The sequence below is a fragment of the Pseudotabrizicola sediminis genome, assembly GCF_004745575.1.
Lineage (GTDB): Bacteria > Pseudomonadota > Alphaproteobacteria > Rhodobacterales > Rhodobacteraceae > Pseudotabrizicola > Pseudotabrizicola sediminis.
Genome location: NZ_RPEM01000001.1, coordinates 213877 through 236922, shown reverse-complemented (window position 1 = coordinate 236922; position 23046 = coordinate 213877). Strand labels below are relative to the sequence as shown.

The window sequence follows — 23046 nt, the reverse complement described above, 5'->3', positions numbered from 1 at the left end:
CGCCGCGCCGGCCTTGATCCAGATCAACCCTTTGGCAAAGGCCGATGCACCATCCCCGCCAACCGGCTTCACACAGCCCCTGCCGCGCAAACAGACCTGCTGCCCACAGATTGGGCACCGGCACCGATGCAACGCTTTGGCGGCGGCTGCCGCATTTTCTGTTTGCTGCCATTTTGGCTCAAAGCGCTTTGAGAAATTCAAGTATATGATAATTATGTATTTTAATTTCGTGCGTTCCGGTGGTGATTGCGGTAACTGTGAAGGCAGTCTTCGCGATACCGCGCCGGGGGAAGATCAGTGGCAAACCGCGGGTGCTTGACCCCGACGGCCACGGGTCTAGCCTCAGGCCGATGCCTCGCCACCCCAACCTGTGGAACCCGATGAACGATCTCAGCGCCGCTCCGACCTCGTTGAAAGCCAATATCCTGCGGCATCTGGCCTATACGCTGGGCAAGGATGCCGAGCATGCCAGCACCTACGACTGGCGCATGGCGCTGTCTTTCGCGATCCGGGATCAGATTGTCGAACCCTGGTTCGCCTCTACCCGCAAAACCTGGGCGACCGGGCACAAGCGGGTGTACTACCTGTCGATGGAATTCCTGATCGGGCGGATTCTTGAGGATGCGACGGTCAATCTGGGCCTGCGCGATCAGGCCGAAGAGGCGATGGCCAGCTTTGGCCAGGATTTCCGCGCGATCATCGAGGATGAACCGGACGCCGCCCTTGGCAACGGCGGTTTGGGGCGGCTGGCGGCCTGTTTCATGGAATCGATGGCGACGCTGGGCTGCCCGGCCTATGGCTATGGCATCCGCTATGAACACGGGCTGTTCCGGCAACGCTTTGAAGGCGGGCGTCAGGTCGAAGCCCCGGAAGACTGGCTGAAACAGGATCATCCCTGGGAATTCACCCGACCTGAGGCGGCCTATGTGATCCCCTTCAAGGGCCATATGGAGCAGCAGGCCGGGCGTGAGGTCTGGGTGCCAAGTGAAACCGTGGTTGCCTCGGCCTATGACACGCCGGTGGTGGGCTGGCAGGGCAAATGGGCCAACACGCTGCGCCTGTGGGGGGCGCTGCCGACCACGATGTTCGACCTTGACCGCTTCAACCGGGGCGATTACGCCGCCGCCGCCGAGCCGGAGGCTTTGGCGCGCACGCTGTCGCGCGTGCTTTACCCCGATGACACCACCTATCAGGGCAAGGAGCTGCGGCTGAAGCAGGAGTTTTTCCTGACTTCCGCCGCGCTGCAAGACATTCTGCGCCGCTTTCTTGCGTCCGAAACCGATCTGCGCAAATTGCCCGATCATGTGGCGATCCAGATGAACGACACCCACCCGGCGATTGCCGGGCCGGAGCTGATCCGCCTGCTGGTCGATGAGCATGGCATGCCGTTCGATCAGGCGCTGCCGGTGGCGCGGGCCTGTCTTGGCTACACAAACCACACCCTGCTGCCCGAGGCGCTGGAGCGGTGGGCGACATTCACCTTTGGCAACGTGCTGCCGCGCCACATGCAGATCGTCGAGCAGATTGACCACTGGCACAAGACCGAGCACCGGGGCCGGCCGCATTACATCGGCATCGTCAAGCACCACGAGGTGCGGATGGGGGAACTTGCCTTCATCATGGCGCATAAGGTCAACGGCGTCTCGGCGCTGCATTCCGACCTGATCAAGAAAAACCTCTTTCCCGAACTGCACGCGCTGCACCCCGACCGGATCGTGAACCAGACCAATGGCGTCACCCCGCGCCGCTGGCTGAAAATGTGCAACAAACCGCTGTCCACCCTGATCACCGATACCATCGGCGCAGGATGGGAGGCGGATCTGGACCTGTTGAAGGGGCTGGAAAAACCCATCAAGACCAAGGCTTTCTGCAAGGATTTTGATGCGGCCAAACGGGTGAACAAGGTCGAGCTGTCGAACTGGCTGGCCAGCCATGAAGGCATCACCGTCAACCCCGATGCGCTGTTCGACGTGCAGATCAAACGGATTCACGAATACAAGCGCCAGCTCTTGAACATCTTGCAGACCATCGGCCATTGGGAAGCGATCAAACAGAACCCGAATGCCAACTGGGTACCGCGGGTCAAGATCTTTGGTGGCAAGGCAGCACCGGGCTATGCGGTCGCCAAGGAAATCATCCGTCTTATCAATGACGTGGCGGAAGTTATCAACAACGACCCGGTCAGCGGCGATCTGTTGAAGGTGGTCTATCCTGCCAATTACAACGTCTCGATGGCCGAACGGCTGATCCCGGCGGCGGATCTGTCGGAGCAAATCTCCACCGCCGGCAAAGAGGCGTCGGGCACCGGCAACATGAAGTTCATGATCAATGGTGCCCCCACCATCGGCACGCTTGACGGCGCGAATGTCGAGATTTTGCACGAGGTTGGGGAAGAGAACTTCTTCCTGTTCGGGATGACCACCGAACAGGCGATGGCGCGGCGTCAAGACCCCGAGCACGCCCGCAAGGCAATTGAGGCGAGCCAGACCCTGCAGGACGTGCTGCAGATGGTCGCCGAGGGCCGGTTCAGCCCCGATCAGAAAGACCGCTACCACGATCTGGTCCACCGGGTCTGGCATCACGATTATTTCCTCGTGGCCAGTGACTTCGATGCCTACGATGCCGCACAGGTGCGGGTCGACAGCGCCTATGCCGACCGCGACAACTGGGTGAAAATGGCGGCCTTGAACACGGCGCGGTCGGGGTTCTTCTCGTCCGACCGCACCATCCGCAGTTACATGAAAGACGTCTGGAACGTGTCCTCGGCGCTGTAGCGCCGGGACCGGTCCAGGCGCGCTGACTTTGGGAGGAGACAGCATGGCCGAGACTTTGATCGACGACGGCACGGCTTTGGCCATTGTCGAAGGGCGGCATGGCGACCCGTTTTCGGTGCTGGGCCCGCACAAGCGGGATGGCAAATGGCGGGTGACGGCCTTTGTGCCGGGGGCAGATCAGCTGTGGGTTCTGACCGGGACATCAGGTCAGGCAACGGCTGCAACCCATTGGGGGCAGGGGCTTTTCGTGGCCACCCTGCCGCGCAAGGCGGCGTACCGGCTGCGCGCCACCGGGCACGGCACCACATGGGAGTTCGAAGACCCGTTCCGCTTTGGCCCGGTGCTGGGCGAGTTGGACGAATACCTGCTGGGCGAGGGCACGCACAAACGCCTGTGGCAGGTGCTGGGTGCGCATGTGATCACGCATGAAGGCGTGCAGGGTACGCATTTCGCGGTCTGGGCCCCGAATGCCGAACGGGTTTCCGTGGTGGGCGATTTCAACATCTGGGACGGCCGCCGCCACCCGATGCGCAGACGCGGGGCCACGGGCGTGTGGGAAACCTTTGTGCCCGATCTGGGCGAAGGCGCCACCTACAAGTATGAACTGCGCGGTCCGGGTGGGCAACTGTTGCCGCTCAAGGCCGATCCGGTTGGATTCGGGTCTGAACATCCGCCTGCAAATGCTTCTGTTGTCAGGACAATTTCCGGCGACTTTCACGATGCCGACTGGATGGCTGCGCGAGGGAAGCGCCAGACGGTTGACGCCCCGATCTCGGTCTACGAGGTGCATCTGGGTTCATGGCGCCGCGCACCGGGTGACCGGATGCTGTCCTACATTGAACTGGCCGAGCAACTTGTTGATTATGCTGTGGATATGGGCTTTACCCATATCGAGCTGATGCCAGTCAGCGAATACCCTTTCGACGGGTCATGGGGCTATCAGCCCGTGGGTCTGTTTGCCCCCACCATCCGCCACGGCACCCCGCCGGAGTTCCGGGCGTTTATCGATGCCGCGCATAAAAAGGGCCTTGGTGTTCTGCTCGACTGGGTTCCGGGGCATTTTCCCACCGACGCGCATGGGTTGGGCCAGTTCGACGGCACGCCGCTGTATGAACACGCCGACCCGCGCGAAGGGTTCCACAATGATTGGAACACCCTGATCTACAATTACGGGCGCAACGAGGTACAGAACTATCTGGTCAGTAACGCGCTGTATTGGCTGGAGGAATTTCACATCGACGGGTTGCGGGTGGATGCAGTCGCCTCGATGCTCTATCGCGATTACAGCCGCAAATCGGGCGAATGGGTGCCCAACCGCGACGGCGGGCGCGAGAACTATGAAGCGATTGCCATGCTCAAAAGCATGAACATCGTGGCTTACGGCGAATCCCCCGGCGTGATGACGGTGGCCGAGGAAAGCACCGCCTTTCCGGGGGTCAGCCGTCCGGTGAACCATGGCGGGCTGGGGTTCGGCTTCAAGTGGAACATGGGGTGGATGAATGACACCCTGTCCTACATCGAAAAAGACCCGATCCACCGCAAATATCACCACCACCTGATGACCTTCGGGCTGCATTACGCCTGGTCGGAAAACTACATCCTGCCAATCAGCCATGACGAGGTGGTGCATGGCAAGGGCAGCATGCTGGCCAAGATGCCCGGCGACGGCGATGAGAAATTCGCCAACCTTCGCGCCTATTACGGCTTCATGTGGGCGCATCCGGGCAAGAAGCTGCTGTTCATGGGCTGCGAATTTGCCCAAGGGGCGGAGTGGAACCACAATCAAAGCCTCGACTGGCATCAGCTTGAAAATCCACAGCATTCCGGCATGCAGGCGCTGGTGCGCGACCTGAACCGCGCCTACCGCGACACACCTGCACTGCATGTGAACGACACGCGGCCCGAGGGGTTCGAATGGGTTGAAAGCAATGATGCCGAGGCCAGCGTCTATGCCTTTGTCCGCAAGGGAGCGCCGGGTGATGCGATGGTGGTGGCGCTGGTCAACATGACCCCTGTGGATCGGCGCTACCGCGTCGGCCTGCCTGCGGGGGGCGAGTGGGCAGAACTTCTGAACACCGATGCGGCGGTTTACGGCGGGGGAAATCGCGGCAATCTGGGCGGGGTCACGGCAGAGGAGGTGCAGTGCCACGGCAGGCCTTGGTCGGCGGTTGTCACACTGCCGCCGCTGTCGGCAGTCTATCTGAAACAGGGGGGACTTGCGTAACCGCAAGGAAAGGGGAGGGATCATGAAGGCGAAACCGAATACAAGGCTGTCGTCGCAGGCCATGGCGTTTGTTCTGGCGGGGGGCCGGGGCAGCCGTTTGAAGGAGTTGACCGACCGGCGCGCGAAACCGGCGGTCTATTTTGGCGGCAAGACGCGGATCATCGATTTTGCGCTGTCGAACGCGCTCAATTCCGGCATCCGCAAGATGGCGATTGCCACGCAATACAAGGCGCATAGCCTGATCCGCCACATGCAGCGCGGCTGGGGGTTTTTCCGGGCCGAGCGCAACGAATATCTGGATATCCTGCCCGCCAGCCAGCGGGTGGATGAGACGAAATGGTATCTGGGCACCGCCGATGCGGTGACGCAGAACATTGATATCGTGGATGATTACAAGGTCAAATATGTGATCATCCTGGCGGGCGACCATATCTACAAGATGGATTACGAGATCATGCTGCAACAGCATGTGTCTTCGGGGGCCGATGTCACCATCGGTTGCCTGACAGTGCCCCGGATGGAGGCGACAGCCTTTGGCGTGATGCATGTGGATGCCGACATGAACATCACCCAGTTTCTGGAAAAGCCCGCCGATCCGCCCGGCATTCCGGGCGACCCCGACAATGCACTGGCGTCGATGGGGATCTATGTTTTCAACTGGGATCTCTTGCGCGACCTGCTGATCCGCGATGCCGAAGACAGCAATTCCAGCCATGATTTCGGCAATGACATCATTCCGCAGATCGTGAAGAACGGCAAAGCGGTGGCGCATAAATTTGCCGACAGTTGCGTGACGGCGGGGCTTGAGGATGAACCCTATTGGCGCGATGTCGGCACGATCGATGCGTTTTGGCAGGCCAACATCGACTTGACCGATTTTGTGCCCAAGCTCGATCTGTATGAAAAAAGCTGGCCGATCTGGACCTATGCCGAGATTCTGCCGCCCGCCAAGTTCATCCATGACACCGAAGGCCGGCGCGGCATGGCGGTTTCATCTCTGGTGGCGGGGGATTGCATCGTATCGGGGTCCGAGGTGCGCAATTCATTGCTGTTCACCGGCTGCCGCACCCATTCGTGGAGCACGCTGGACCATGTGGTGGCGCTGCCGCAGGTCTGCGTCAACCGCAAGGTGGAGCTTAAGAATTGTGTGATCGACCGAGGGGTTATCATCCCCGAGGGGCTTGTGGTCGGGCAAGACCCGGAGGAAGATGCAAAGTGGTTCCGTCGGACGGACGCCGGGATTGTCCTGATCACGCAGGACATGCTGGATGTGCGGGCGGCCAAGCTGGGATAAGGTTTCGCGGGTGGCTGACCCCGGGGAGGGCTGTCTGCCCTCCCCGGACCCCTCCCGAGGATATTTGAGAACAGATGAAGGGGTGGCGATGAAGGGTCGGGTTCTGTCTGTCGCATCGGAGTGCGTGCCGTTCGTCAAGACCGGCGGCCTGGCCGATGTGGTGGGGGCCTTGCCTTCGGCTTTGGCGGCAGTGGGGTGGGACATGCGGGTGCTGATCCCGGCCTACCGCGCCTTGCGCCCTTTGTTCGCGCAGATGGAGGAGGTCTGGCACGAGCCGGGTCTGTTTGGCGGCGATGGCACGGTTTATGCGGGCAAGCTCCACGGGATTGACCTGTTGCTGCTGGACGCGCCGCATCTTTTTGACCGTGAGGGCGGGCCGTATGGTGGGCCGGGGGGCGATTGGTGGGACAATCCGCAGCGCTTTGCCGCTCTTTCCTGGGTTGCTGCGCGGCTGGCGCAAGACGGCATAGCAGGCTGGCAGCCCGATATCCTGCACGCGCATGACTGGCAGGCGGGCTTTGCCCCGGCCTACCTTGCCTATCGCGGCAAGGGGGCGGTCAGATCGGTGATGACGGTGCACAACATCGCCTTTCAGGGCTGGGCGCCGGTCACGCTGCTGAACGAATTGCGGCTGCCCGGAGAGCAGTTCTACCCTGATGGGCTGGAGTATTATGGCGGTTTGTCCAGCCTGAAGGCCGGGTTGATCACGGCAGACTGGATCACCACCGTGTCGCCGACCTATGCGGCAGAGCTGATGCGTGCAGACTTCGGCATGGGGCTGCAAGGGGTGATCGCGGCGCGGGCCGCGCGGGTGTCAGGCATCCTGAACGGGGTGGATACCGGGGTCTGGTCGCCCGAAGGCGAGCCTGTGCCGTTCAGCGCAAAGCAACCGGGCGGCAAGGCGCAGGCGCGGGCGGCGCTTTGCGCGGCCTTTGGGGTGGATGTGCCGGGGCCGCTGGCCATTGTGGTCAGCCGATTGACCCACCAGAAGGGCATTGATCTGCTGCCGCAGGTGGTGCCCGATTTTGTTGCCGCAGGCGGCGGGCTGGTGGTGCTGGGAACGGGCGATCCGGATATGGAAGACGCGATGCGCTGGCTGGCAGACGCGCATCCGGGCCGGGTGGCGGTGAAGATCGGCTATGATGAAGCGCTGAGCCACCTGTTGTTTTCCGGGGCCGACGCCGTGCTGGTGCCGTCACGGTTTGAACCCTGCGGGCTGACCCAGATGTATGGCTTGCGCTATGGCACCTTGCCGGTGGTCGCGGCCACCGGGGGCCTGGCCGATACCGTGATCGGGGCCTCGCCCGCCACGCTGGCGACAGGCGTGGCGACGGGGGTGGTGTTCCACCCCACCGATGCGCTGGCCTTTGGTCAAGCGCTGACCAAGCTGGTTGAGATTTATGGCCAGCCCAAGCTGTGGGCGCAGATGCAAAAGAACGCGATGAGCCATCCGGTGGGCTGGGAAACCTCTGCCGCATCCTATGCCGCGCTGTATGACAAGGTGCGCGGGTGACACCCGGGCTGACACCGCTGGCCGCGCGGCTGCCCGGCCATACGCTGTCGGCGGGCAGGCCCTGGCCGATGGGGGCGAGTTTTGATGGTGACGGCGTCAATTTTGCGGTGTTCTCTGCCCATGCGACGCTGATCGAGCTGTGCCTGTTTTCCTCTGACGGGCGCAAGGAGATGGTGCGGCTGCCGTTCCGCGAACGCGATGGCGATATCTGGCACATGCATGTCGGCGGGCTGACGCCGGGCACGGTTTACGGCTTTCGCGCGCATGGGCCCTATACACCCGAACGCGGGCACCGGTTCAACCCGCACAAGCTGCTGCTGGACCCATATGCCCGCGCACTGGAAGGGCGGCTGCGCTGGTCTGATGCGGTGATGGGTTACAAGATCGGGTCCAGCCGTGGCGATCTGTCATTTGACACGCGCGACAGTGCCTTTGCCGTGCCCAAGGCGGTGGTGACCGACACCTCCTTCACCTGGGGCGATGACACCGCCCCGCGCATTCCGCGCAGCGAGTCGGTGATCTATGAGGCGCATGTCAAGGCGCTGACCCAGCTGCACCCCGGCGTCGACAAGCCGCTGCGGGGCAGCTATCTGGCGCTGGCGTCAGACCCGGTGATCGCGCATCTGCAAAAGCTGGGGGTCACGGCGATAGAGTTGCTGCCGGTGCAGGCCTTTCCGGATGACCGGTTTCTGGTGGCCAAGGGTTTGCGCAACCATTGGGGCTACAACACGCTGGCGTTCTTCGCGCCCGAGCCGCGCTATATGGCGAAGGGCGCGCTGTGGGAATTTCAGACTATGGTCCGCCGCCTGCACACGGCCGGGATCGAGGTCATTCTGGACGTGGTCTACAATCATACCGCCGAGGGCGATCAGTTCGGGCCGACGCTGTGCTACCGGGGCCTCGACAACGCCAGCTATTACCGGCTGGCCGATGGCGGGCGGCATTATGTCAATGATACCGGCACCGGCAACACGCTGAACCTGACGCATCCAATGGTGCTGCGCATGGTGATGGACAGCTTGCGCTATTGGGTCGAGGTCTGCCATGTGGACGGCTTTCGCTTTGATCTGGCCACCGTGCTGGGGCGTGAGCCGCATGGCTTTGACCCCAATGGCGGATTCTTTGATGCCATTCGGCAAGACCCGGTGCTGAGCCGAGTCAAGCTGATTGCCGAGCCTTGGGATATCGGACCCGGCGGCTATCAGCTGGGCGGCTATCCGCATCCGTTTCATGAATGGAACGACCAGTTCCGCGACGGGGTGCGCCGGTTCTGGCGCGGTGATCCGGGGATGACGCCCGATCTGGCCAAACGACTGCTTGGCAGTTCGGAACAGTTCGATCATTCGGGGCGGTCAGCGACCAGTTCAATCAATTTCCTGACCGCGCATGACGGGTTCACGCTGGAGGATCTGGTCAGCTTTACCGTCAAGCGCAACTGGGCAAATGGCGAAGACAACCGCGATGGCCATTCCGACAACCATTCCGACAACATGGGGGTCGAAGGGCCAAGCGACGACCCCGCCGTGCAGGCGGCGCGGGCGTTGCGCAAACGCAACCTGCTGGCCACGCTGATGCTGAGCCAGGGCGTGCCGATGCTGCTGGCAGGAGATGAGCTGGGCCATTCTCAGGGCGGCAACAACAACGCCTATGCGCAGGACAATGCGGTGACCTGGCTGGACTGGTCACAGCCCGACACGGGCCTGACTGAGTTTATCGCGCGTCTGGCGGCCTTGCGCCGGGCGCATCCGGTGCTGCGGCAGCGGCGGTTCCTGCATGCCCGCAAGCGCGCGGCAGACGGGCTGGCGGATGTGGTCTGGCTGAAACCCGATGGCACCTATCCTACCCCGCAGGACTGGCACGATCCGGCCTTTCGCGCGTTGGGGGTGGAACTGCGGATGGCGGCGGAAGGTTTTGACCCGTCAGCCGATGCCGTGCTGGCCTATTTCAACTGCGGCGCGGCGGTGCCCCTGAGCCTGCCGAAGTCTGCCACATGGGAGCTGGTGCTGGACAGCACGCGCACCGATCTGACAAGCGGAGCGGCTCCGGCCCAGCTGCCGGCGCAATCCGTGCTGATGTTTCGTTCGGCCCCGGATGAGGGGTCGGCCAAAGGAGAGAGTACATGATCACCACCGTTGCCACCAAACCGATTGCCGGACAAAAGCCGGGCACATCCGGCCTGCGCAAGAAAACCCCCGTCTTCATGGGGCGGCACTATCTGGAAAACTTCACGCAGGCGATTTTCGATGTGGTGGGCGCTGCTGGCAAGACCTTCGTGTTGGGCGGTGACGGGCGCTATTTCAACGACCGCGCTGCGCAAGTGATCCTGCGGATGGCGGCGGCCAATGGTGCGGCACGGGTAATTGTGGGGCAGGGGGCGATCCTGTCCACGCCTGCTGCCAGCCACCTGATCCGGCTGAACAAGACCGATGGCGGCATCATCATGAGCGCCTCGCACAACCCCGGCGGGCCGGAAGAGGATTTCGGCGTCAAGTTCAACATGCCCAACGGCGGCCCGGCCCCGGAATCTGTGACCGAGGCAATGTTCCAGCGCACGACCGAGCTTACCGAATACCGGATCGTCGAGGCGCAGGACGTCGATCTGAACACGGTCGGGCGGCAGACCCTTGGCGGGATGATTGTCGATGTGGTCGATCCGGTCAGCGATTACGCGGCGCTGATGGAAACCCTGTTCGATTTTCCTGCGTTGCGCGCGCTCTTCGCGGGCGGTTTCCGGATGCGGATGGATGCGATGTGCGCGGTGACCGGGCCCTATGCGGTGGAGATTCTGGAAAACCGTCTGGGGGCCGCGAAGGGCACCGTGACCCATGAAACGCCCTTGCCAGATTTTGGCGGCATGCACCCCGACCCGAACCCCACATGGGCACATGAGCTGATGGCCGAGATGATGGGCGACAATGCCCCCGATTTCGGCGCGGCCTCGGATGGTGATGGCGACCGCAACATGGTTGTGGGGCGCGGCATTTACGTGTCTCCGTCCGACAGTCTGGCGGTGCTGGCCGCCAACGCCCATCTGGCCCCCGGCTATGCGCGTGGTCTGGCGGGTGTCGCGCGGTCGATGCCCACCTCGGCCGCCGCCGACCGGGTGGCCGATGCGCTGGGGATTGCGAAGTTTGAAACGCCGACAGGGTGGAAATTCTTCGGCAACCTGCTCGACGCGGGCAAGGTGACGCTGTGCGGAGAGGAGAGCTTTGGCACCGGGTCAGACCATGTGCGCGAAAAGGACGGGCTTTGGGCCGTGCTGTTGTGGCTCAACATCCTTGCCGTGCGCAAGCAATCCGTGGCCCAGATCCTGTCCGAGCATTGGGCGAAGTATGGCCGCAACTACTACAGCCGCCATGATTTCGAGGCGATTGCCACCGACAAGGCCGATGCGATGATCACCGCGCTGCGCGCCACCTTGGCCGATTTGCCGGGGCAGGTGGTGGAGGGCATGACCATCACCGCCGCCGATGATTTCGCCTATACCGACCCGGTCGATGGGTCCGTCAGCGCCAGACAGGGTGTGCGGATCATCTTCGCCGACAGCAGCCGCATCGTGATGCGCCTGTCGGGCACCGGCACCGAAGGGGCGACCTTGCGCGTGTATCTGGAACGCTATGCTGCCGGCCCGGACGGGCTTGACCTTGACCCGCAAGAGGCGCTGGCCCCGGTGATCCGCGCAGCGCACGGCCTCGCGCGGCTGACCGAGTTTACCGGGTGCACCGCGCCTGATGTGGTGACCTGAGCCAACCCTGCAAAAGGGAGCCTGAAGCTGGTCAGCGAAACTGCTTGGCCAGCTTCAACCCCTGACCTTGATAGTTCGACGCGATCTTTTCGCCATACAGCGCGTCAGGGCGTTCGGCCATGCGTTCATAGACCAGACGGCCCACGATCTGGCCATGTTCCAGCACAAAGGGCGCCTCGTGGCAGCGCACTTCCAGCACGCCGCGCGACCCGGCCCCGCCTGCGGCGGCATGGCCAAAACCAGGGTCGAAGAACCCCGCATAATGCACGCGGAATTCGCCTACCATCGCAAGGTAGGGGGCCATTTCGGCGGCGTAATCGGGGGGGATGGTCACTGCCTCGCGGCTGACCAGAATGTAGAAGGCGCCGGGGTCGAGGATGATGCGGCCCTCAAGCGTGCGGATTTCCTCCCAGAACTCCGCCGCCGGATAATGGCCGATGCGGTCCAGATCGACCACACCGGTATGGGGTTTGGCGCGGTAGCCGACCAGATCACCGGTTTCGGGGCGCAAATCGACCGAAAACCCAAGCCCTTCGGAAATGACCGGCGTGCCGTTGACCAGCGGTTCGCGCGCGTGCAGCGCGGCCAGATCCGCATCAGACAGCACGGCCTGCCCATAGCGGAACCGGATCTGGTTCAACCGCTGCCCGGCGCGGACCAGCACGGAAAATGACCTCGGGCACACCTCGGCATAAAGCGGGCCATCATATCCATCTGGAATCCGGTCAAATTCGGTGCCGCCATCGGTGATCAGACGCGTCAGCAGATCCAGCCGCCCGGTCGAGGATTTGGCATTGGCCACTGCCGACAGCCCAGCGGGCAGGGCCAGCCGTTCCATCAGCGGGATGACATAGACACAGCCCTTTTCCAGAACGGCCCCGGTAGTCAGGTCCACGCGGTGCATCTCGAATTCCGCCACACGATCGGCCACCGGGCGGCCCTTGCCTGCCAGAAACGACGCCCGCACCCGGTAAGCCGTGGTGCCCAGGCGCAGGTCAAGACTGGCGGGCTGCACCTGTTCGGGCAGGATGGCGGGGGTGGCGCTGATGACACCATCGCCGATCATCCGGCGCAGGTGTTGGGCGGCAAGAACTCCGGTCAGTGACATTCCAAACCCCCCGGATGCTTTAAACAGAACCGCCCGCAAGGCACGGGGCCAAGCGGGCGGTTTTGGTGATGGTCGGGCCGGAGAGATTCGAACTCTCGACCTTCCGCCCCCCAGACGGACGCGCTAACCAGGCTGCGCTACGGCCCGAACATGCCGGGATACATACTGATATTCGCAGGCGGCACAAGCACGAAAGCATCACGGTCCTGTCCAAAAATGGGGCGCTTACCCCTGAACCCGCGCCGGGCCGGACAGACGCGACCGCAGGGCAACGGCATGATCGCGGATGTGCGCAATCCGCTGCCGGTCTGCCAGGGAAAGATCGTCGGATGACACGGCCCGAAGTCTTTGAGCAAGGGTCGGGCCAGATTCTGAACGCGGGGAATCAGGCGGCGGCACGACCGCCGCTGGCGGCGCCGTGTCGGCGGTGGGGTGCAGCGCCACAACAGCGGCGCTTTGGTCTGGGGCCGTGGTGCCCGCATCACTGGCCATATCGGGCGACAGATCGGCCTCATCCGCCCAGACAGCCATCGGGGCCTCTGCCACAGGCTCGGCTGCCACTGGGTCGTCTGGGGTATCGGCCAGAGGGGGCTGGGGGAGGCGCGAGAACAGATCTTCGACAACCGCACCGGGCGCTTTGGCAGGCGGCACCGGCATTTCCGGGGCAGACTTGCTGTGGGCCATGACAGGCGGCGGCGGCTCGGCCACCGGGTCGGGCGGATCGACCGGCAGGTCATCCTCTGCCGCATCAGGGCCAAACTCCTCAGGGCCGGCACCCGCGAAATGCGGGTCATCGGCGGCGTCATCTTCTGCCGGGTCCGGCTCTGCCGCGCGTGGCGGGGCCTGCAACGGGATGATCCGGGCGGTTTTTGCCGTCCCGGGGGGGGTGGCTTCGGGCGGCGCACCGGCCAGATCCAGAACGCTGTCATCCTCGCCATCAGCGCCGTCGTCTGGCACGCCGGACACGTAGCGAACGCCTTGTTCGCGCAAGATTTTCTGCACGCCGCGAATCGTTATTCCATCATCGTGCAGCAGGCGCTTGATCCCCGTCAGCAGCGCCACATCCGCCGGGCGGTAATAGCGACGCCCCCCGGCGCGCTTGACCGGGCGGATCTGCGGAAACCGGCTTTCCCAGAACCGCAGCACATGCGCCGGTGTGTCCAGAAGTTCGGACACTTCCGAAATCGTGCGAAAGGCGTCGGGCGATTTGGTCATGCGCCGCGCGGTCCTGCAGTCATGGGATTACTTCTTTTTGCCAGCTGCCACGCGGTCGCGCATCAGATGCGACGGCCGGAAGGTCAGCACCCGGCGCGGGCTGATCGGCACTTCATCCCCGGTTTTCGGGTTGCGGCCAACGCGGGCGGATTTGTCACGCACCGAAAACGTGCCGAAGGACGAGATTTTCACCTGCTCGCCCGCCGACAGAGAGTCGGACATATGTTGGAGCACGGCTTCCACCAGCTGCGCCGATTCATTCCGGCTTAAACCCACCTCTCGGAAGACGGCTTCCGACAGGTCCATACGGGTCAGTGTCTTTTCGCTCATTCGCAAATCCCCCCGGCATTTGGCGCAAAGGATGCGCCGTCCCGAATTGCGAGTCAATATCAGACAGTTGGATCAGACACTTGAAGCGCTTCGTTAACCCGCCTACCAGCGGAGAACCACCGACCCCCAGGCCAGACCGCCGCCGATGGCTTCGGTCACGATCAGATCGCCTTGCTTGATCTGGCCACGTGCGCGCCCCACCGACAGCGCCAGCGGAATTGATGCGGCAGAGGTATTGCCGTGATCCTGCACAGTCACCACCACGTTTGCCATCGGCAGCTGCATCTTTTTCGCGGTGCCTTCGATGATGCGGATATTGGCCTGATGCGGCACGATCCAGTCGACATCGGCACTGGTCAGACCGGCCTTGTCCAGACTTGCATGCGCGGTTTCCGCCAGCTTTTCAACGGCATGGCGGAACACTTCCTTGCCCGCCATCCGCAAATGGCCGGTGGTGCCGGTGCTGGTGCCGCCATCGACGTAGAGAAGATCGCGGAACCGGCCATCGGAATGCAGATCGCTGGCCAGAATGCCCCGGTCGGTCGGCGCACCGGTTCCGGTCTGCGCCTCCAGCACCAAGGCCCCCGCACCATCGCCGAACAGAACGCAGGTGGTGCGGTCATTCCAGTCCATCAGGCGGCTGAAGGTCTCGGCCCCGATCACCAGAATGCGCTTGACCTGACCCGAAAGGATCATGCCGTTGGCCGTGGTCAGGGCATAGACAAACCCGGCGCAGACCGCCTGAATGTCGAAGGCAAAGCCTTGGGTCATCTGCAGTTCGGCCTGAACCATGGTGGCGACCGAAGGAAAGGTCAGATCGGGGGTCGAGGTGGCCACGATGATGGCGTCGATGTCATCCGGCACCAGCCCGGCATCGGCCAGGGCGGCGCGTGCCGCGTGGCTGGCCAGATGCGAGGTCATCTCGCCCTCTGCCGCGAAATGCCGCCGCTCGATGCCAGAGCGCGAGCGAATCCATGCGTCGCTGGTTTCGACCAGTACCTCCAGATCGGCATTTTCAACCACGCGGGCGGGCAGGTAATGGCCCACGCCCGCAACTACGGCGCGTATCGTCATGATGTTGCCCAATCTTTCCCGGACTCGTCTTTCCCGGCAGCGGCTTCTTCGGCAGACTGTTCGGCCACTTTTTTGACCGTGGATGCCACACGCGCCGCCAAACGCTCGACAAAGCCGGTGCGGGCCAGCTGGATGGCCAGCCCGATCGCCGCCGCCACGCCGGTTTCATCCGCCGATCCGTGCGATTTCACCACCGTGCCGTTCAGCCCCAGAAAGACCCCGCCGTTCACCCGGCGCGGGTCGATGCGTTTTTGCAGCCGTTTCAATGAGTTCAGCGCCAGAAGGGCGGCGAATTTTGACAAGATGCCAGCCCCGAACGCCTCGCGCAGGAAATCGGCGATCAGCTTGGCGATGCCTTCGCCGGTCTTCAGCGCGATGTTGCCGGTAAAGCCGTCGGTCACGATGACATCCACCCGGTCGCCGGGAATATCACCGCCTTCGACAAAGCCGACAAATTCAAAGCCACCGGCATCGGCGGCCTCGACCATGCGGTCATGCGCGATTTTCAACTCGGCCCGGCCCTTGTGCTCTTCGGTGCCGACATTCAGCAAGCCGACACGCGGGCAGGACAGGGCAAGCCCGTTGCGGGCGTAAGACGCCCCCATGGTGGCAAATTGCAACAGATCTTCCGCCTCGGCCTCGATCCCGGCTCCGACGTCCAGCATCAGGTTGAAGCCACCGGGGTTGCGGCTTGGCCACAGGCAGGCGATGGCGGGGCGGTTGACACCGGCAATCTTGCGCAGACGCAGCATCGACACCGCCATCAGCGCGCCGGTATTGCCACAGGACACCGCCGCCTGCGCATCGCCGGATTTCACCGAGTCAATCGCCGACCACATCGATGTGCCGCTTCCATGGCGCATGACCTGACTGGGCTTGTCGTTCATCGTGACGATGCGGTCGGCATGAACCAGCGTGACCCGACCTGACAGGCCGGGTTGCGCCGCCAGAAGCGGGGTCAGCGTTGCACTGTCGCCATGCAGGATGAAGTGGACGTCAGTATGCTTGGCGGCAGACAAACCAAGACCGGCGACAACAACCGCCGGCCCCTTGTCGCCGCCCATGGCATCGACCGAAATGACTGTCAAAGCCGAATTGTTTGGCAAAGCCTCGCCCTCAAGCCTGTCTGTCGCCGGAGTTTGCAGTCCGCTTGCCATAGGCTTGGGTGCGCCGTTGCCTTGCGGCTTACGCCGCGTCCTCGTCCAGATCGACGTCTTTGGTGGTCGCCACGACTTCGCGGGCGTCATAATGGCCACAGGCACCGCAGACGTGGTGCGGGCGCTTCAGTTCGCCACAGTTGGGGCAATCTGCGGGGTTTCCAGCGACCAGTGCATCGTGTGCACGACGCATGTTACGCTTGGATTTGGTGACTCGGTTCTGAGGGACAGCCATGTCGCAACCTTTGGGTAGTGGGGACATGCCCCTGTTTTACTTGACGATTCTTCTAGCGGGCAAAGCCGCCGGGGGCGCTTTTCAACACCCCGAATGAGGCGCGGAACATACATTTATCTGGGCGCTGTGCAAGCCCCATTGTGCAAGCTCCATTGTGCAGGCCCCATCTGGGACAGTGCTGATCATCCGTCGGTCCCGCCGCCCAGTTTGTCCTTGAGCGCTGCCAGCGAAGCAAAGGGTCTGAGGTCTTCGTCGCGCAGCGGTGCTGCGCCCGGCGGGGTGGCGGCCACCTCACCCAGCTCCGCCCCGGCGGCGCGCGGATACATCGGCAAGGCCAGCACCAGCGATTCCAGTGCCACAACACCGACATCAATCACCTCGGGGATCGCTTCGGCGGTGTCATCCTCGGGCATCTCGACCTCATCCCCGGTGGGTTCCTCCCAATCCGAGACATAGCGCCGCCGCACCACTTCGGTGATCTCGGCCCGGACCGGGGCAAGGGTGATGACGCAAGGCTGATCCAGCACCGCCGTCAGCTCGGCCTCCAGCACGAAATCACGGTTGGGGGCCGGGCGAAGCTCACCCTTGAAGCGCAGGTAGGGCACCGACAGCAGGCCAAGCTCTGCCGCAATCGCCGTGCGGGTCGCGGCATCGGGTTGCAGATCAAAGCGAGTCGGCTTGCGCATCGACAGCGCACCGCTGCGGAACGGCTGGCTCAGCGGCGGCGGGCTGGCGGGGGTCGCAGCCACGGGCGGGGAGACGGGGGCGCTGGGGTTTTTCATGGCAGACTCACCTTCAGGGGACAGGGAACCGGAGGCATCGGAGCAGACCTGGGCGCAGGCAAGACGCGTTCCATTCTTGAACCGGCCCGCGTCCTTCTGTAAGCCTTTGCCTCAGGAGACGGTTTCTGATCCTGTGGCACCTAAGCGGCGACACCCCGCTTGGCAAGGCCACAGGTGCAGTCTGGGCCGGGTCGCGCAGGAACGCAGGGTAGGGATTACGACGGATGGCATGGACGACAGCACAGCGCGACCGCAGGTCTGCGGCCCTTCGGTTTGTTGCCGTCATCTGTCTTGCGGCAGCGCTGACCGCCTGCGCGCCGATCTTCCGCAACCACGGCTATGTGCCGTCCGATGTCGATCTGGCGCAGCTGGTGGTGGGCAAAGACACCCGCGACACCGCAGCACCCAAGGTCGGGCGGCCATCTGCCTCGGGTCTGCTGAACGATACCGGCTGGTTCTATGTGCAAAGCCGCTGGCAACAGCGTGGTGCGCTGGCCCCGCAGGAAATCGACCGTCAGGTCGTCGCCCTGACCTTCAGTGAAAGCGGTGTGCTGCAGAATGTCGAGCGCTTCGGGTTGGAACGCGGCCAGATCGTGCCCTTGTCGCGCCGCGTGACCGAAAGCAGCGTTCAGGGCCAGAGCGTGCTGGGCCAGCTGTTTGCCAACGTTGGCCGCCTGAGCGCCGGACAGCTGCTGGACAACTGATCCGGCGCCCGGCGGGCAGGCGGATCAGTCCGCCTCGGGCTCGAAGGTCAGCGCCACGCCGTTCATGCAATAGCGCAGGCCAGTCGGGGCCGGCCCGTCGGGAAACACATGGCCAAGGTGCGCGTCGCAGCGGTTGCAATGCACCTCGGTGCGCCGCATGAACCAGCTGCGGTCTTCGGTTTCGCCCACCAGTTCGGCGCTGATCGGCGCGTAAAAACTGGGCCAGCCCGTGCCTGAGTCGAACTTGGTGGACTGGTCGAACAGCGGCGCATCGCAACAGACACAGCGATAGGTGCCCGGCTCTTTGGGAAAATTGTCATGGGTGAACGCCCGTTCGGTCCCGTGTTTGCGCGTGACCTTGTAGGCAAGATCCGACAGCATCCCTTGCCACTCGGCCTCCGATTTCACGACCTTGTCCATACGCATCTCCTGTGGTTCTGTGCGGCTGATCGCCGTGCCAGCCTGCGGCGTCTGGTGTATATCTAGGGGGCGCGGGTCCGGGTGCCAAGGGTCAGGCCGAAGGGGAACGCCATGGGTCGGGGGTACGGCATGCAGCCTTTGTCGCGTGGGCTTTACGAGGTGCGCCTTGCAACCAGCGCAGAGGCGGTCGCGGCGGCACAGCGGCTGCGCTACCTTGCGTTCCGGGGGGCGCGGGGCAGGGCAGAGGGCGAAGATCGTGATGCCGATGCCTTTGACGAACACGCGCAGCATGTGCTGGTGCAAGATCGCGCTTCGGGCGCTTTGGTCGCCACCTACCGGGTGCAGATGTTTGACGGCACCACCATTGCGCAATCCTATGCCGCGCAATTCTATGACCTGTCACAGCTGGAACGGTTTCCGGCCCCGATGCTTGAAATGGGGCGGTTCTGCCTGGACCCAGGCCGGCACGACCCGGACATCCTGCGGCTGGCCTGGGCCGCGATGACGCAGATGGTTGACGCCGCCGGTGTGGGGCTGCTCTTTGGCTGTTCCAGCTTTGCCGGGGCCGATCCGGCACGGCACGCGGCGGCGCTTGGTTCCCTGACCACGCGCACGGCCCCCCACCGCTGGCGCCCCGGCCCGCGCGCGCCTGAGCGGATCGCCCTGTCGGGCCTTGCGCCCCCCGGTCAACCCGCGGCGCCCCGGATGCCGCCCTTGCTGCGCACCTATCTGATGATGGGGGGCTGGGTCAGCGACCACGCCGTGATCGACCGCGACCTTGACACGCTGCATGTGCTGACGGGGGTGGACATCAGCACCATCCCCCCGGCCCGCGCCCGCGCCCTGCGGCTGATTGCGGCGGAATCTTTGGGGTAACATAATACCACTTTTGCAAGTCACTGAATTTGCATGTTTATATATTGGTCTCTGCGCTTGACGCTGCACGCCCTATGCGCGATAAGCCGCCATCCGACGTACCGGGGGGCAACCCCTGCCTATCCTCCATGGGACACCACCGATGAAAACCTTTACCGCTACACCGGCGGACATCGAGAAAAAGTGGATCCTGATCGATGCCGAAGGCATCGTTCTGGGCCGCCTTGCCTCGATCGTCGCCAACATTCTGCGCGGCAAGAACAAGCCGACGTTTACGCCGCACATGGATATGGGTGACAATGTCATCATCATCAATGCGGACAAGATCCAGATGACCGGCAACAAGCGTGCCGACAAGATCTATTACTGGCACACCGGCCACCCGGGCGGCATCAAGCAGCGCACCGCGCGGCAGGTGCTGGAAGGCAATCACCCCGAGCGTGTGGTGATCAAGGCCGTCGAGCGTATGATCACCCGCAACCGTCTTGGCCGCCAGCAGATGACCAATCTGCGCGTCTATGCCGGGACCGAGCATCCGCATGAAGCTCAGCAGCCCACCGTCCTTGACGTTGGCGCGCTGAACCCCAAGAACACCCGGAGCGCGTGATCATGGCTGACATCAAATCCCTCGACGATCTGAAATCGGCCGTGTCCGGTTCCACCGCGGATGCCCCCGGCACCCCGATGGCCGCACCGCGTGTGGCTGTGCGTGACGCACTGGGTCGGTCCTATGCGACCGGCAAGCGCAAGAACGCGGTTGCCCGCGTCTGGGTCAAGCCCGGCACCGGCAAGGTCACTGTGAACGGCAAGGAAATGGCGGCCTATTTCGCCCGTCCGGTTCTGCAGATGATCCTGAAGCAGCCCTTCACCATTGCAAACGTGGAAGGCCAGTTCGACGTGATGGCCACCGTGGTTGGCGGCGGTCTGTCAGGGCAGGCGGGGGCCGTGAAGCACGGTATCTCCAAGGCTCTGCAGCTGTACGAACCCGGCCTGCGCGGCGCATTGAAAGCCGCCGGCTTCCTGACCCGCGACAGCCGCGTGGTGGAACGGAAGAAGTATGGCAAGGCGAAAGCCCGTAAATCCTTCCAGTTCTCGAAGCGCTGAGCTTTCGACACCGGTTTTGGAAAGGCCCGCCATCTGGCGGGCCTTTTTGCGTGTGCCCGCTGTGTTGCAGGGCTTGCGGGTCATTTGATATCTACGGCTTGCCTTTGGAAGGTCAGATTTTTCTTCACTTTGTCAGGCACCTGTCACGCAAAAAAAGGGCCGGATAAATCCGGCCCAGTCGGGGAAAACTCGGGAGCAATGCGGAAGGCTCAGTCCTGCCAGAACCGGCGGCTGGCCTCGGCCTGTGCCGTCAGCGGGTCAATGCCCACGTCGCGCAGCAGATGCCGGTCAAGCCGTTTGAGATCGTTTCGGGTGCGCCGCAAACTCTCCCACTTCACCACGCGGACCGCGGCGGCCAACACCAGCCGCGACAGCGGGGGGAGGGAGGCGGGGCGGAAGACCAGCGTTTCGACGGGAGACATGACGCATTCCTTTACAGCGTTAAGAATTTGTATTGATACAATGGCACAATCCGCCATATGATAACGGTACAAAGGTTGAGTCTCCGACGCCAGAGGAACATTGTGGCTGATACAATATGGCTTCCCAAACTGTCCGATGCGGATGGTCCCAAATATCTGGCCCTGACCCGGGCCTTGCGCGAGTCAATCCGGTCGGGTGAGCTGGAAACAGGCGCACAATTGCCTACGGTGCGGGAACTGGCCTGGCAGCTGAAGGTGACGCCGGGCACGGTGGCGCGGGCCTATTCTCTGGCCACGCAAGAGGGGATGCTGGCGGCGACCGTGGGCCGGGGCACCTTTGTGGCGGCCAGTGCGCCGCGTCTGGGGCCGACGCAAGAGCTGTTTGTCGACCGCGAACCTGCGCGGTTGCAAGGCAAGGTCGATCTGCGGGCGCCGATCCTGCCAGATGTGGGGCAGGGCGCGGCGATTGCGGCGGCGTTGCTGACGCTGGGCGGCGATGATGATACCGACTGGATCGACTATCCAAGCCAGCAGGCAGAACTGCCGTTGCGCGCGGCAATCTGTGGCTGGGTATCCGACCGGGTGTTGGGTCCGGTCACGGCGGATGACATTGTACTGGCCCATGGCGGGCAGAATGCGATCAACCTTGTGTTCATGTGCTGCCTGCGCGGCGACAGGCCGGTGGTGCTGACCGAGGAACTGGCCTACCCTGGGTTCCGCCACGCCGCCCGCCTGAGCCGTGCCGAAGTGGTGGCCGTCGAAATCGACGGTGAGGGGATTGTGCCGCAGGCGCTGGAACACGCCTGCCGCCGCCATGGCGCGCAGGTGCTGTGCCTGACGACCGAGGCGCAGAACCCGACCACGGTGCGGATGGGGCTGGAACGGCGGCAGAGAATCGTTGAGATTGCGCGGCGCTATGATCTGCAGATCATTGATGACGACTGCTATTCGGTGGCCACCACCACCCTGCCATCGATGCGGGCGCTGGCGCCCGAGCGGGTCTGGCATGTGGGCAGCCTGTCAAAGACCATCTCGGCGGGCTTGCGCTTTGGCTATATGGTGGCGCCCACCGGCATGGGCCCGACCGGGCGCCTGACCGCGCAGCACCAGTTTTTCGCGCTGTCGCGCCCGATCGAGGCGATTGTGCTGCACTTGTTGCAATCGGGTGAAGGCGTGCGCCTGCGCGGGCTGGTGCAGGAAGAGCTGGAGCGGCGGTTGCAGTTTGCGGTCAATGCGCTGGGGGCGTTTGACCTGAGCTGGCAACCGGGGCTGCAGTTCATTTTTCTGCGCCTGCCCTCGGGCTGGCGGGCGAGCAGTTTTTGCAGCCATGCAGAAAGTGCGGGGGTGATGATACGATCTGCCGATGAATATGCGCTGATCCATGGTCGCGCGCCCAATGCGGTGCGGGTGGCGCTGGCGGGCAACGTGTCTACCGAACGGTTCCGCGATGGAATCAGCCGGCTGGCCCGGCTGCTGGCGCAACCCCCGGCAGAGCTGATGGTCTGACCTCGGCAAACTGTGGCGGAATTGCGGCGCGGGGATGGCCGGTTTGCGGCGGCTGTTGCGCGGATGACTCGCTTTTGCGGCAAGCGGAGCGCGCGTTTTTTCCTTCACGCGGCTGTGTCTTGACGCCTGCCACAGCATGGCCGCACCTGTTGCCTATAACGAGCAGACGCATGCAACGACATGCACCAAAAAAAAGACAGGACAGGCCCTTCATGGGACAGCAAACCACGTTCCATGCCCCGCATGGCGGGGCTGATTTTCTGGGATTTCGCACGCGCGCCGGCACGACAGAGATCGTCTATGACGATGGCGTGGCGCGGCGCATGGTGTGGCGGGTGTCCAGCACCCCGAATGAGGCGCGCTTGTCAGAAGCCCTGCGCGCGGCGGTTGGCTCGCTAAGGGTGGTGCCATCGCTGTATGATGAGCTGAAAAAGCGCGCGATTGCGATTGAGCGGATCACGGGCTAGGGCTTGGTGCCTTGAAGTTGTGCAAGGCCGGGCCGTTGCTCCGGCTTTTTTTATTGGCGGCACAAGGGCTCTTGCCAGTCTTCCAAGCTTGTGACT

General features: G+C 63.3%; 21 protein-coding genes and 1 tRNA gene. 12 read left to right on the top strand and 10 right to left on the bottom strand.

Annotated elements, in window-relative coordinates; translation table 11 throughout:
- Positions 1 to 350: 350 nt before the first annotated feature.
- From EEB11_RS01090 to EEB11_RS01065, 6 genes are all read left to right on the top strand, one after another.
- Positions 351 to 2774: a glycogen/starch/alpha-glucan phosphorylase gene (locus tag EEB11_RS01090; RefSeq protein WP_135428569.1), complete on the top strand. Its 2424-nt coding sequence runs from the start codon at positions 351 to 353 to the stop codon at positions 2772 to 2774.
- 43 nt (positions 2775 to 2817) lie between these two features.
- Positions 2818 to 4998, top strand: coding sequence for a 1,4-alpha-glucan branching protein GlgB (gene glgB / locus EEB11_RS01085; RefSeq protein ID WP_135428568.1), 2181 nt, complete (start codon positions 2818 to 2820; stop codon positions 4996 to 4998).
- Positions 4999 to 5020: 22 nt separating this feature from the next.
- Positions 5021 to 6292, top strand: a complete 1272-nt coding sequence (gene glgC / locus EEB11_RS01080) for a glucose-1-phosphate adenylyltransferase (RefSeq protein ID WP_135428567.1) — start codon at positions 5021 to 5023, stop codon at positions 6290 to 6292.
- Positions 6293 to 6380: 88 nt separating this feature from the next.
- On the top strand, positions 6381 to 7805 hold the full coding sequence (glgA, locus tag EEB11_RS01075; RefSeq protein ID WP_135428566.1) for a glycogen synthase GlgA: 1425 nt from the start codon (positions 6381 to 6383) through the stop codon (positions 7803 to 7805).
- Complete coding sequence (gene glgX, locus EEB11_RS01070) at positions 7802 to 9928, top strand: glycogen debranching protein GlgX (RefSeq protein ID WP_280950238.1); 2127 nt, start codon at positions 7802 to 7804, stop codon at positions 9926 to 9928. Before glgA ends, glgX begins: the two co-directional genes overlap by 4 nt.
- Positions 9925 to 11550 (top strand): alpha-D-glucose phosphate-specific phosphoglucomutase, encoded by a 1626-nt coding sequence (locus EEB11_RS01065; RefSeq protein ID WP_135428565.1) that lies wholly within the window; start codon positions 9925 to 9927, stop codon positions 11548 to 11550. Before glgX ends, EEB11_RS01065 begins: the two co-directional genes overlap by 4 nt.
- A 31-nt stretch (positions 11551 to 11581) precedes the next feature.
- Here EEB11_RS01065 and EEB11_RS01060 read toward each other — a convergent pair whose 3' ends face one another.
- The 8 genes from EEB11_RS01060 to EEB11_RS01025 form a co-directional block, all read right to left on the bottom strand.
- Positions 11582 to 12652 carry a 2'-deoxycytidine 5'-triphosphate deaminase gene (locus EEB11_RS01060; protein ID WP_135428855.1) on the bottom strand — a complete coding sequence of 357 codons (1071 nt, stop codon included), beginning with the start codon at positions 12650 to 12652 and terminating at the stop codon, positions 11582 to 11584.
- A gap of 75 nt (positions 12653 to 12727) precedes the next feature.
- A tRNA-Pro gene (locus tag EEB11_RS01055) sits at positions 12728 to 12805 on the bottom strand.
- Between the two features lie 78 nt (positions 12806 to 12883).
- On the bottom strand, positions 12884 to 13873 hold the full coding sequence (locus EEB11_RS01050; protein WP_135428564.1) for a MerR family transcriptional regulator: 990 nt from the start codon (positions 13871 to 13873) through the stop codon (positions 12884 to 12886).
- A gap of 27 nt (positions 13874 to 13900) precedes the next feature.
- Positions 13901 to 14203 (bottom strand): integration host factor subunit alpha, encoded by a 303-nt coding sequence (ihfA, locus tag EEB11_RS01045; protein ID WP_135428563.1) that lies wholly within the window; start codon positions 14201 to 14203, stop codon positions 13901 to 13903.
- A 102-nt stretch (positions 14204 to 14305) separates the two neighbouring features.
- The gene (locus EEB11_RS01040; protein ID WP_135428562.1) at positions 14306 to 15277 is read right to left on the bottom strand and encodes a beta-ketoacyl-ACP synthase III; all 972 of its coding nucleotides are present in this window, start codon (positions 15275 to 15277) and stop codon (positions 14306 to 14308) included.
- The gene (plsX, locus tag EEB11_RS01035) at positions 15274 to 16434 is read right to left on the bottom strand and encodes a phosphate acyltransferase PlsX (RefSeq protein WP_135428561.1); all 1161 of its coding nucleotides are present in this window, start codon (positions 16432 to 16434) and stop codon (positions 15274 to 15276) included. Before plsX ends, EEB11_RS01040 begins: the two co-directional genes overlap by 4 nt.
- A gap of 28 nt (positions 16435 to 16462) precedes the next feature.
- On the bottom strand, positions 16463 to 16669 hold the full coding sequence (gene rpmF / locus EEB11_RS01030; RefSeq protein WP_103333526.1) for a 50S ribosomal protein L32: 207 nt from the start codon (positions 16667 to 16669) through the stop codon (positions 16463 to 16465).
- A gap of 182 nt (positions 16670 to 16851) precedes the next feature.
- Positions 16852 to 17451, bottom strand: a complete 600-nt coding sequence (locus EEB11_RS01025; protein WP_135428560.1) for a YceD family protein — start codon at positions 17449 to 17451, stop codon at positions 16852 to 16854.
- Positions 17452 to 17675: 224 nt separating this feature from the next.
- On the opposite strand from EEB11_RS01025, the gene EEB11_RS01020 reads away from it, so the two are divergent.
- Entirely contained in the window at positions 17676 to 18155 is a 480-nt protein-coding gene (locus EEB11_RS01020; RefSeq protein ID WP_135428559.1) for an outer membrane protein assembly factor BamE, read from the top strand.
- A 24-nt stretch (positions 18156 to 18179) separates the two neighbouring features.
- On the opposite strand, the gene msrB is transcribed toward EEB11_RS01020, so the two are convergent.
- Positions 18180 to 18575, bottom strand: coding sequence for a peptide-methionine (R)-S-oxide reductase MsrB (msrB, locus tag EEB11_RS01015; protein ID WP_135428558.1), 396 nt, complete (start codon positions 18573 to 18575; stop codon positions 18180 to 18182).
- Positions 18576 to 18704: 129 nt separating this feature from the next.
- On the opposite strand from msrB, the gene EEB11_RS01010 reads away from it, so the two are divergent.
- The 3 genes from EEB11_RS01010 (at position 18705) to rpsI (ending at position 20555) form a co-directional block, all read left to right on the top strand.
- Positions 18705 to 19451 carry a GNAT family N-acetyltransferase gene (locus EEB11_RS01010; RefSeq protein ID WP_135428854.1) on the top strand — a complete coding sequence of 249 codons (747 nt, stop codon included), beginning with the start codon at positions 18705 to 18707 and terminating at the stop codon, positions 19449 to 19451.
- Positions 19452 to 19593: 142 nt separating this feature from the next.
- The gene (rplM, locus tag EEB11_RS01005) at positions 19594 to 20058 is read left to right on the top strand and encodes a 50S ribosomal protein L13 (protein ID WP_135428557.1); all 465 of its coding nucleotides are present in this window, start codon (positions 19594 to 19596) and stop codon (positions 20056 to 20058) included.
- 2 nt (positions 20059 to 20060) lie between these two features.
- Positions 20061 to 20555, top strand: coding sequence for a 30S ribosomal protein S9 (gene rpsI / locus EEB11_RS01000; protein WP_135428556.1), 495 nt, complete (start codon positions 20061 to 20063; stop codon positions 20553 to 20555).
- A gap of 209 nt (positions 20556 to 20764) precedes the next feature.
- On the opposite strand, the gene EEB11_RS00995 is transcribed toward rpsI, so the two are convergent.
- Complete coding sequence (locus tag EEB11_RS00995; protein ID WP_135428555.1) at positions 20765 to 20977, bottom strand: DUF1127 domain-containing protein; 213 nt, start codon at positions 20975 to 20977, stop codon at positions 20765 to 20767.
- A 102-nt stretch (positions 20978 to 21079) separates the two neighbouring features.
- Between EEB11_RS00995 and EEB11_RS00990 the strand changes: the two genes are divergently transcribed.
- Together EEB11_RS00990 and EEB11_RS00985 are read left to right on the top strand one after the other, a co-directional pair.
- Positions 21080 to 22483, top strand: coding sequence for an aminotransferase-like domain-containing protein (locus tag EEB11_RS00990; protein WP_135428554.1), 1404 nt, complete (start codon positions 21080 to 21082; stop codon positions 22481 to 22483).
- A 212-nt stretch (positions 22484 to 22695) separates the two neighbouring features.
- Positions 22696 to 22950, top strand: coding sequence for a hypothetical protein (locus tag EEB11_RS00985; protein WP_135428552.1), 255 nt, complete (start codon positions 22696 to 22698; stop codon positions 22948 to 22950).
- Positions 22951 to 23046: the final 96 nt, after the last annotated feature.

Excerpts from the sequence above, each read along its gene's own strand:
- EEB11_RS01090 (WP_135428569.1), top strand. The coding sequence starts at position 351 with ATGCCTCGCCACCCCAACCTGTGGAACCCGATGAACGATCTCAGCGCC.
- glgB (WP_135428568.1), top strand. The coding sequence starts at position 2,818 with ATGGCCGAGACTTTGATCGACGACGGCACGGCTTTGGCCATTGTCGAA.
- glgC (WP_135428567.1), top strand. The coding sequence starts at position 5,021 with ATGAAGGCGAAACCGAATACAAGGCTGTCGTCGCAGGCCATGGCGTTT.
- glgA (WP_135428566.1), top strand. The coding sequence starts at position 6,381 with ATGAAGGGTCGGGTTCTGTCTGTCGCATCGGAGTGCGTGCCGTTCGTC.
- EEB11_RS01065 (WP_135428565.1), top strand. The coding sequence starts at position 9,925 with ATGATCACCACCGTTGCCACCAAACCGATTGCCGGACAAAAGCCGGGC.
- EEB11_RS01050 (WP_135428564.1), bottom strand. The coding sequence starts at position 13,873 with ATGACCAAATCGCCCGACGCCTTTCGCACGATTTCGGAAGTGTCCGAA.
- ihfA (WP_135428563.1), bottom strand. The coding sequence starts at position 14,203 with ATGAGCGAAAAGACACTGACCCGTATGGACCTGTCGGAAGCCGTCTTC.
- EEB11_RS01040 (WP_135428562.1), bottom strand. The coding sequence starts at position 15,277 with ATGACGATACGCGCCGTAGTTGCGGGCGTGGGCCATTACCTGCCCGCC.
- plsX (WP_135428561.1), bottom strand. The coding sequence starts at position 16,434 with ATGGCAAGCGGACTGCAAACTCCGGCGACAGACAGGCTTGAGGGCGAG.
- rpmF (WP_103333526.1), bottom strand. The coding sequence starts at position 16,669 with ATGGCTGTCCCTCAGAACCGAGTCACCAAATCCAAGCGTAACATGCGT.
- EEB11_RS01025 (WP_135428560.1), bottom strand. The coding sequence starts at position 17,451 with ATGAAAAACCCCAGCGCCCCCGTCTCCCCGCCCGTGGCTGCGACCCCC.
- EEB11_RS01020 (WP_135428559.1), top strand. The coding sequence starts at position 17,676 with ATGGCATGGACGACAGCACAGCGCGACCGCAGGTCTGCGGCCCTTCGG.
- msrB (WP_135428558.1), bottom strand. The coding sequence starts at position 18,575 with ATGGACAAGGTCGTGAAATCGGAGGCCGAGTGGCAAGGGATGCTGTCG.
- EEB11_RS01010 (WP_135428854.1), top strand. The coding sequence starts at position 18,705 with ATGCAGCCTTTGTCGCGTGGGCTTTACGAGGTGCGCCTTGCAACCAGC.
- rplM (WP_135428557.1), top strand. The coding sequence starts at position 19,594 with ATGAAAACCTTTACCGCTACACCGGCGGACATCGAGAAAAAGTGGATC.
- rpsI (WP_135428556.1), top strand. The coding sequence starts at position 20,061 with ATGGCTGACATCAAATCCCTCGACGATCTGAAATCGGCCGTGTCCGGT.
- EEB11_RS00995 (WP_135428555.1), bottom strand. The coding sequence starts at position 20,977 with ATGTCTCCCGTCGAAACGCTGGTCTTCCGCCCCGCCTCCCTCCCCCCG.
- EEB11_RS00985 (WP_135428552.1), top strand. The coding sequence starts at position 22,696 with ATGGGACAGCAAACCACGTTCCATGCCCCGCATGGCGGGGCTGATTTT.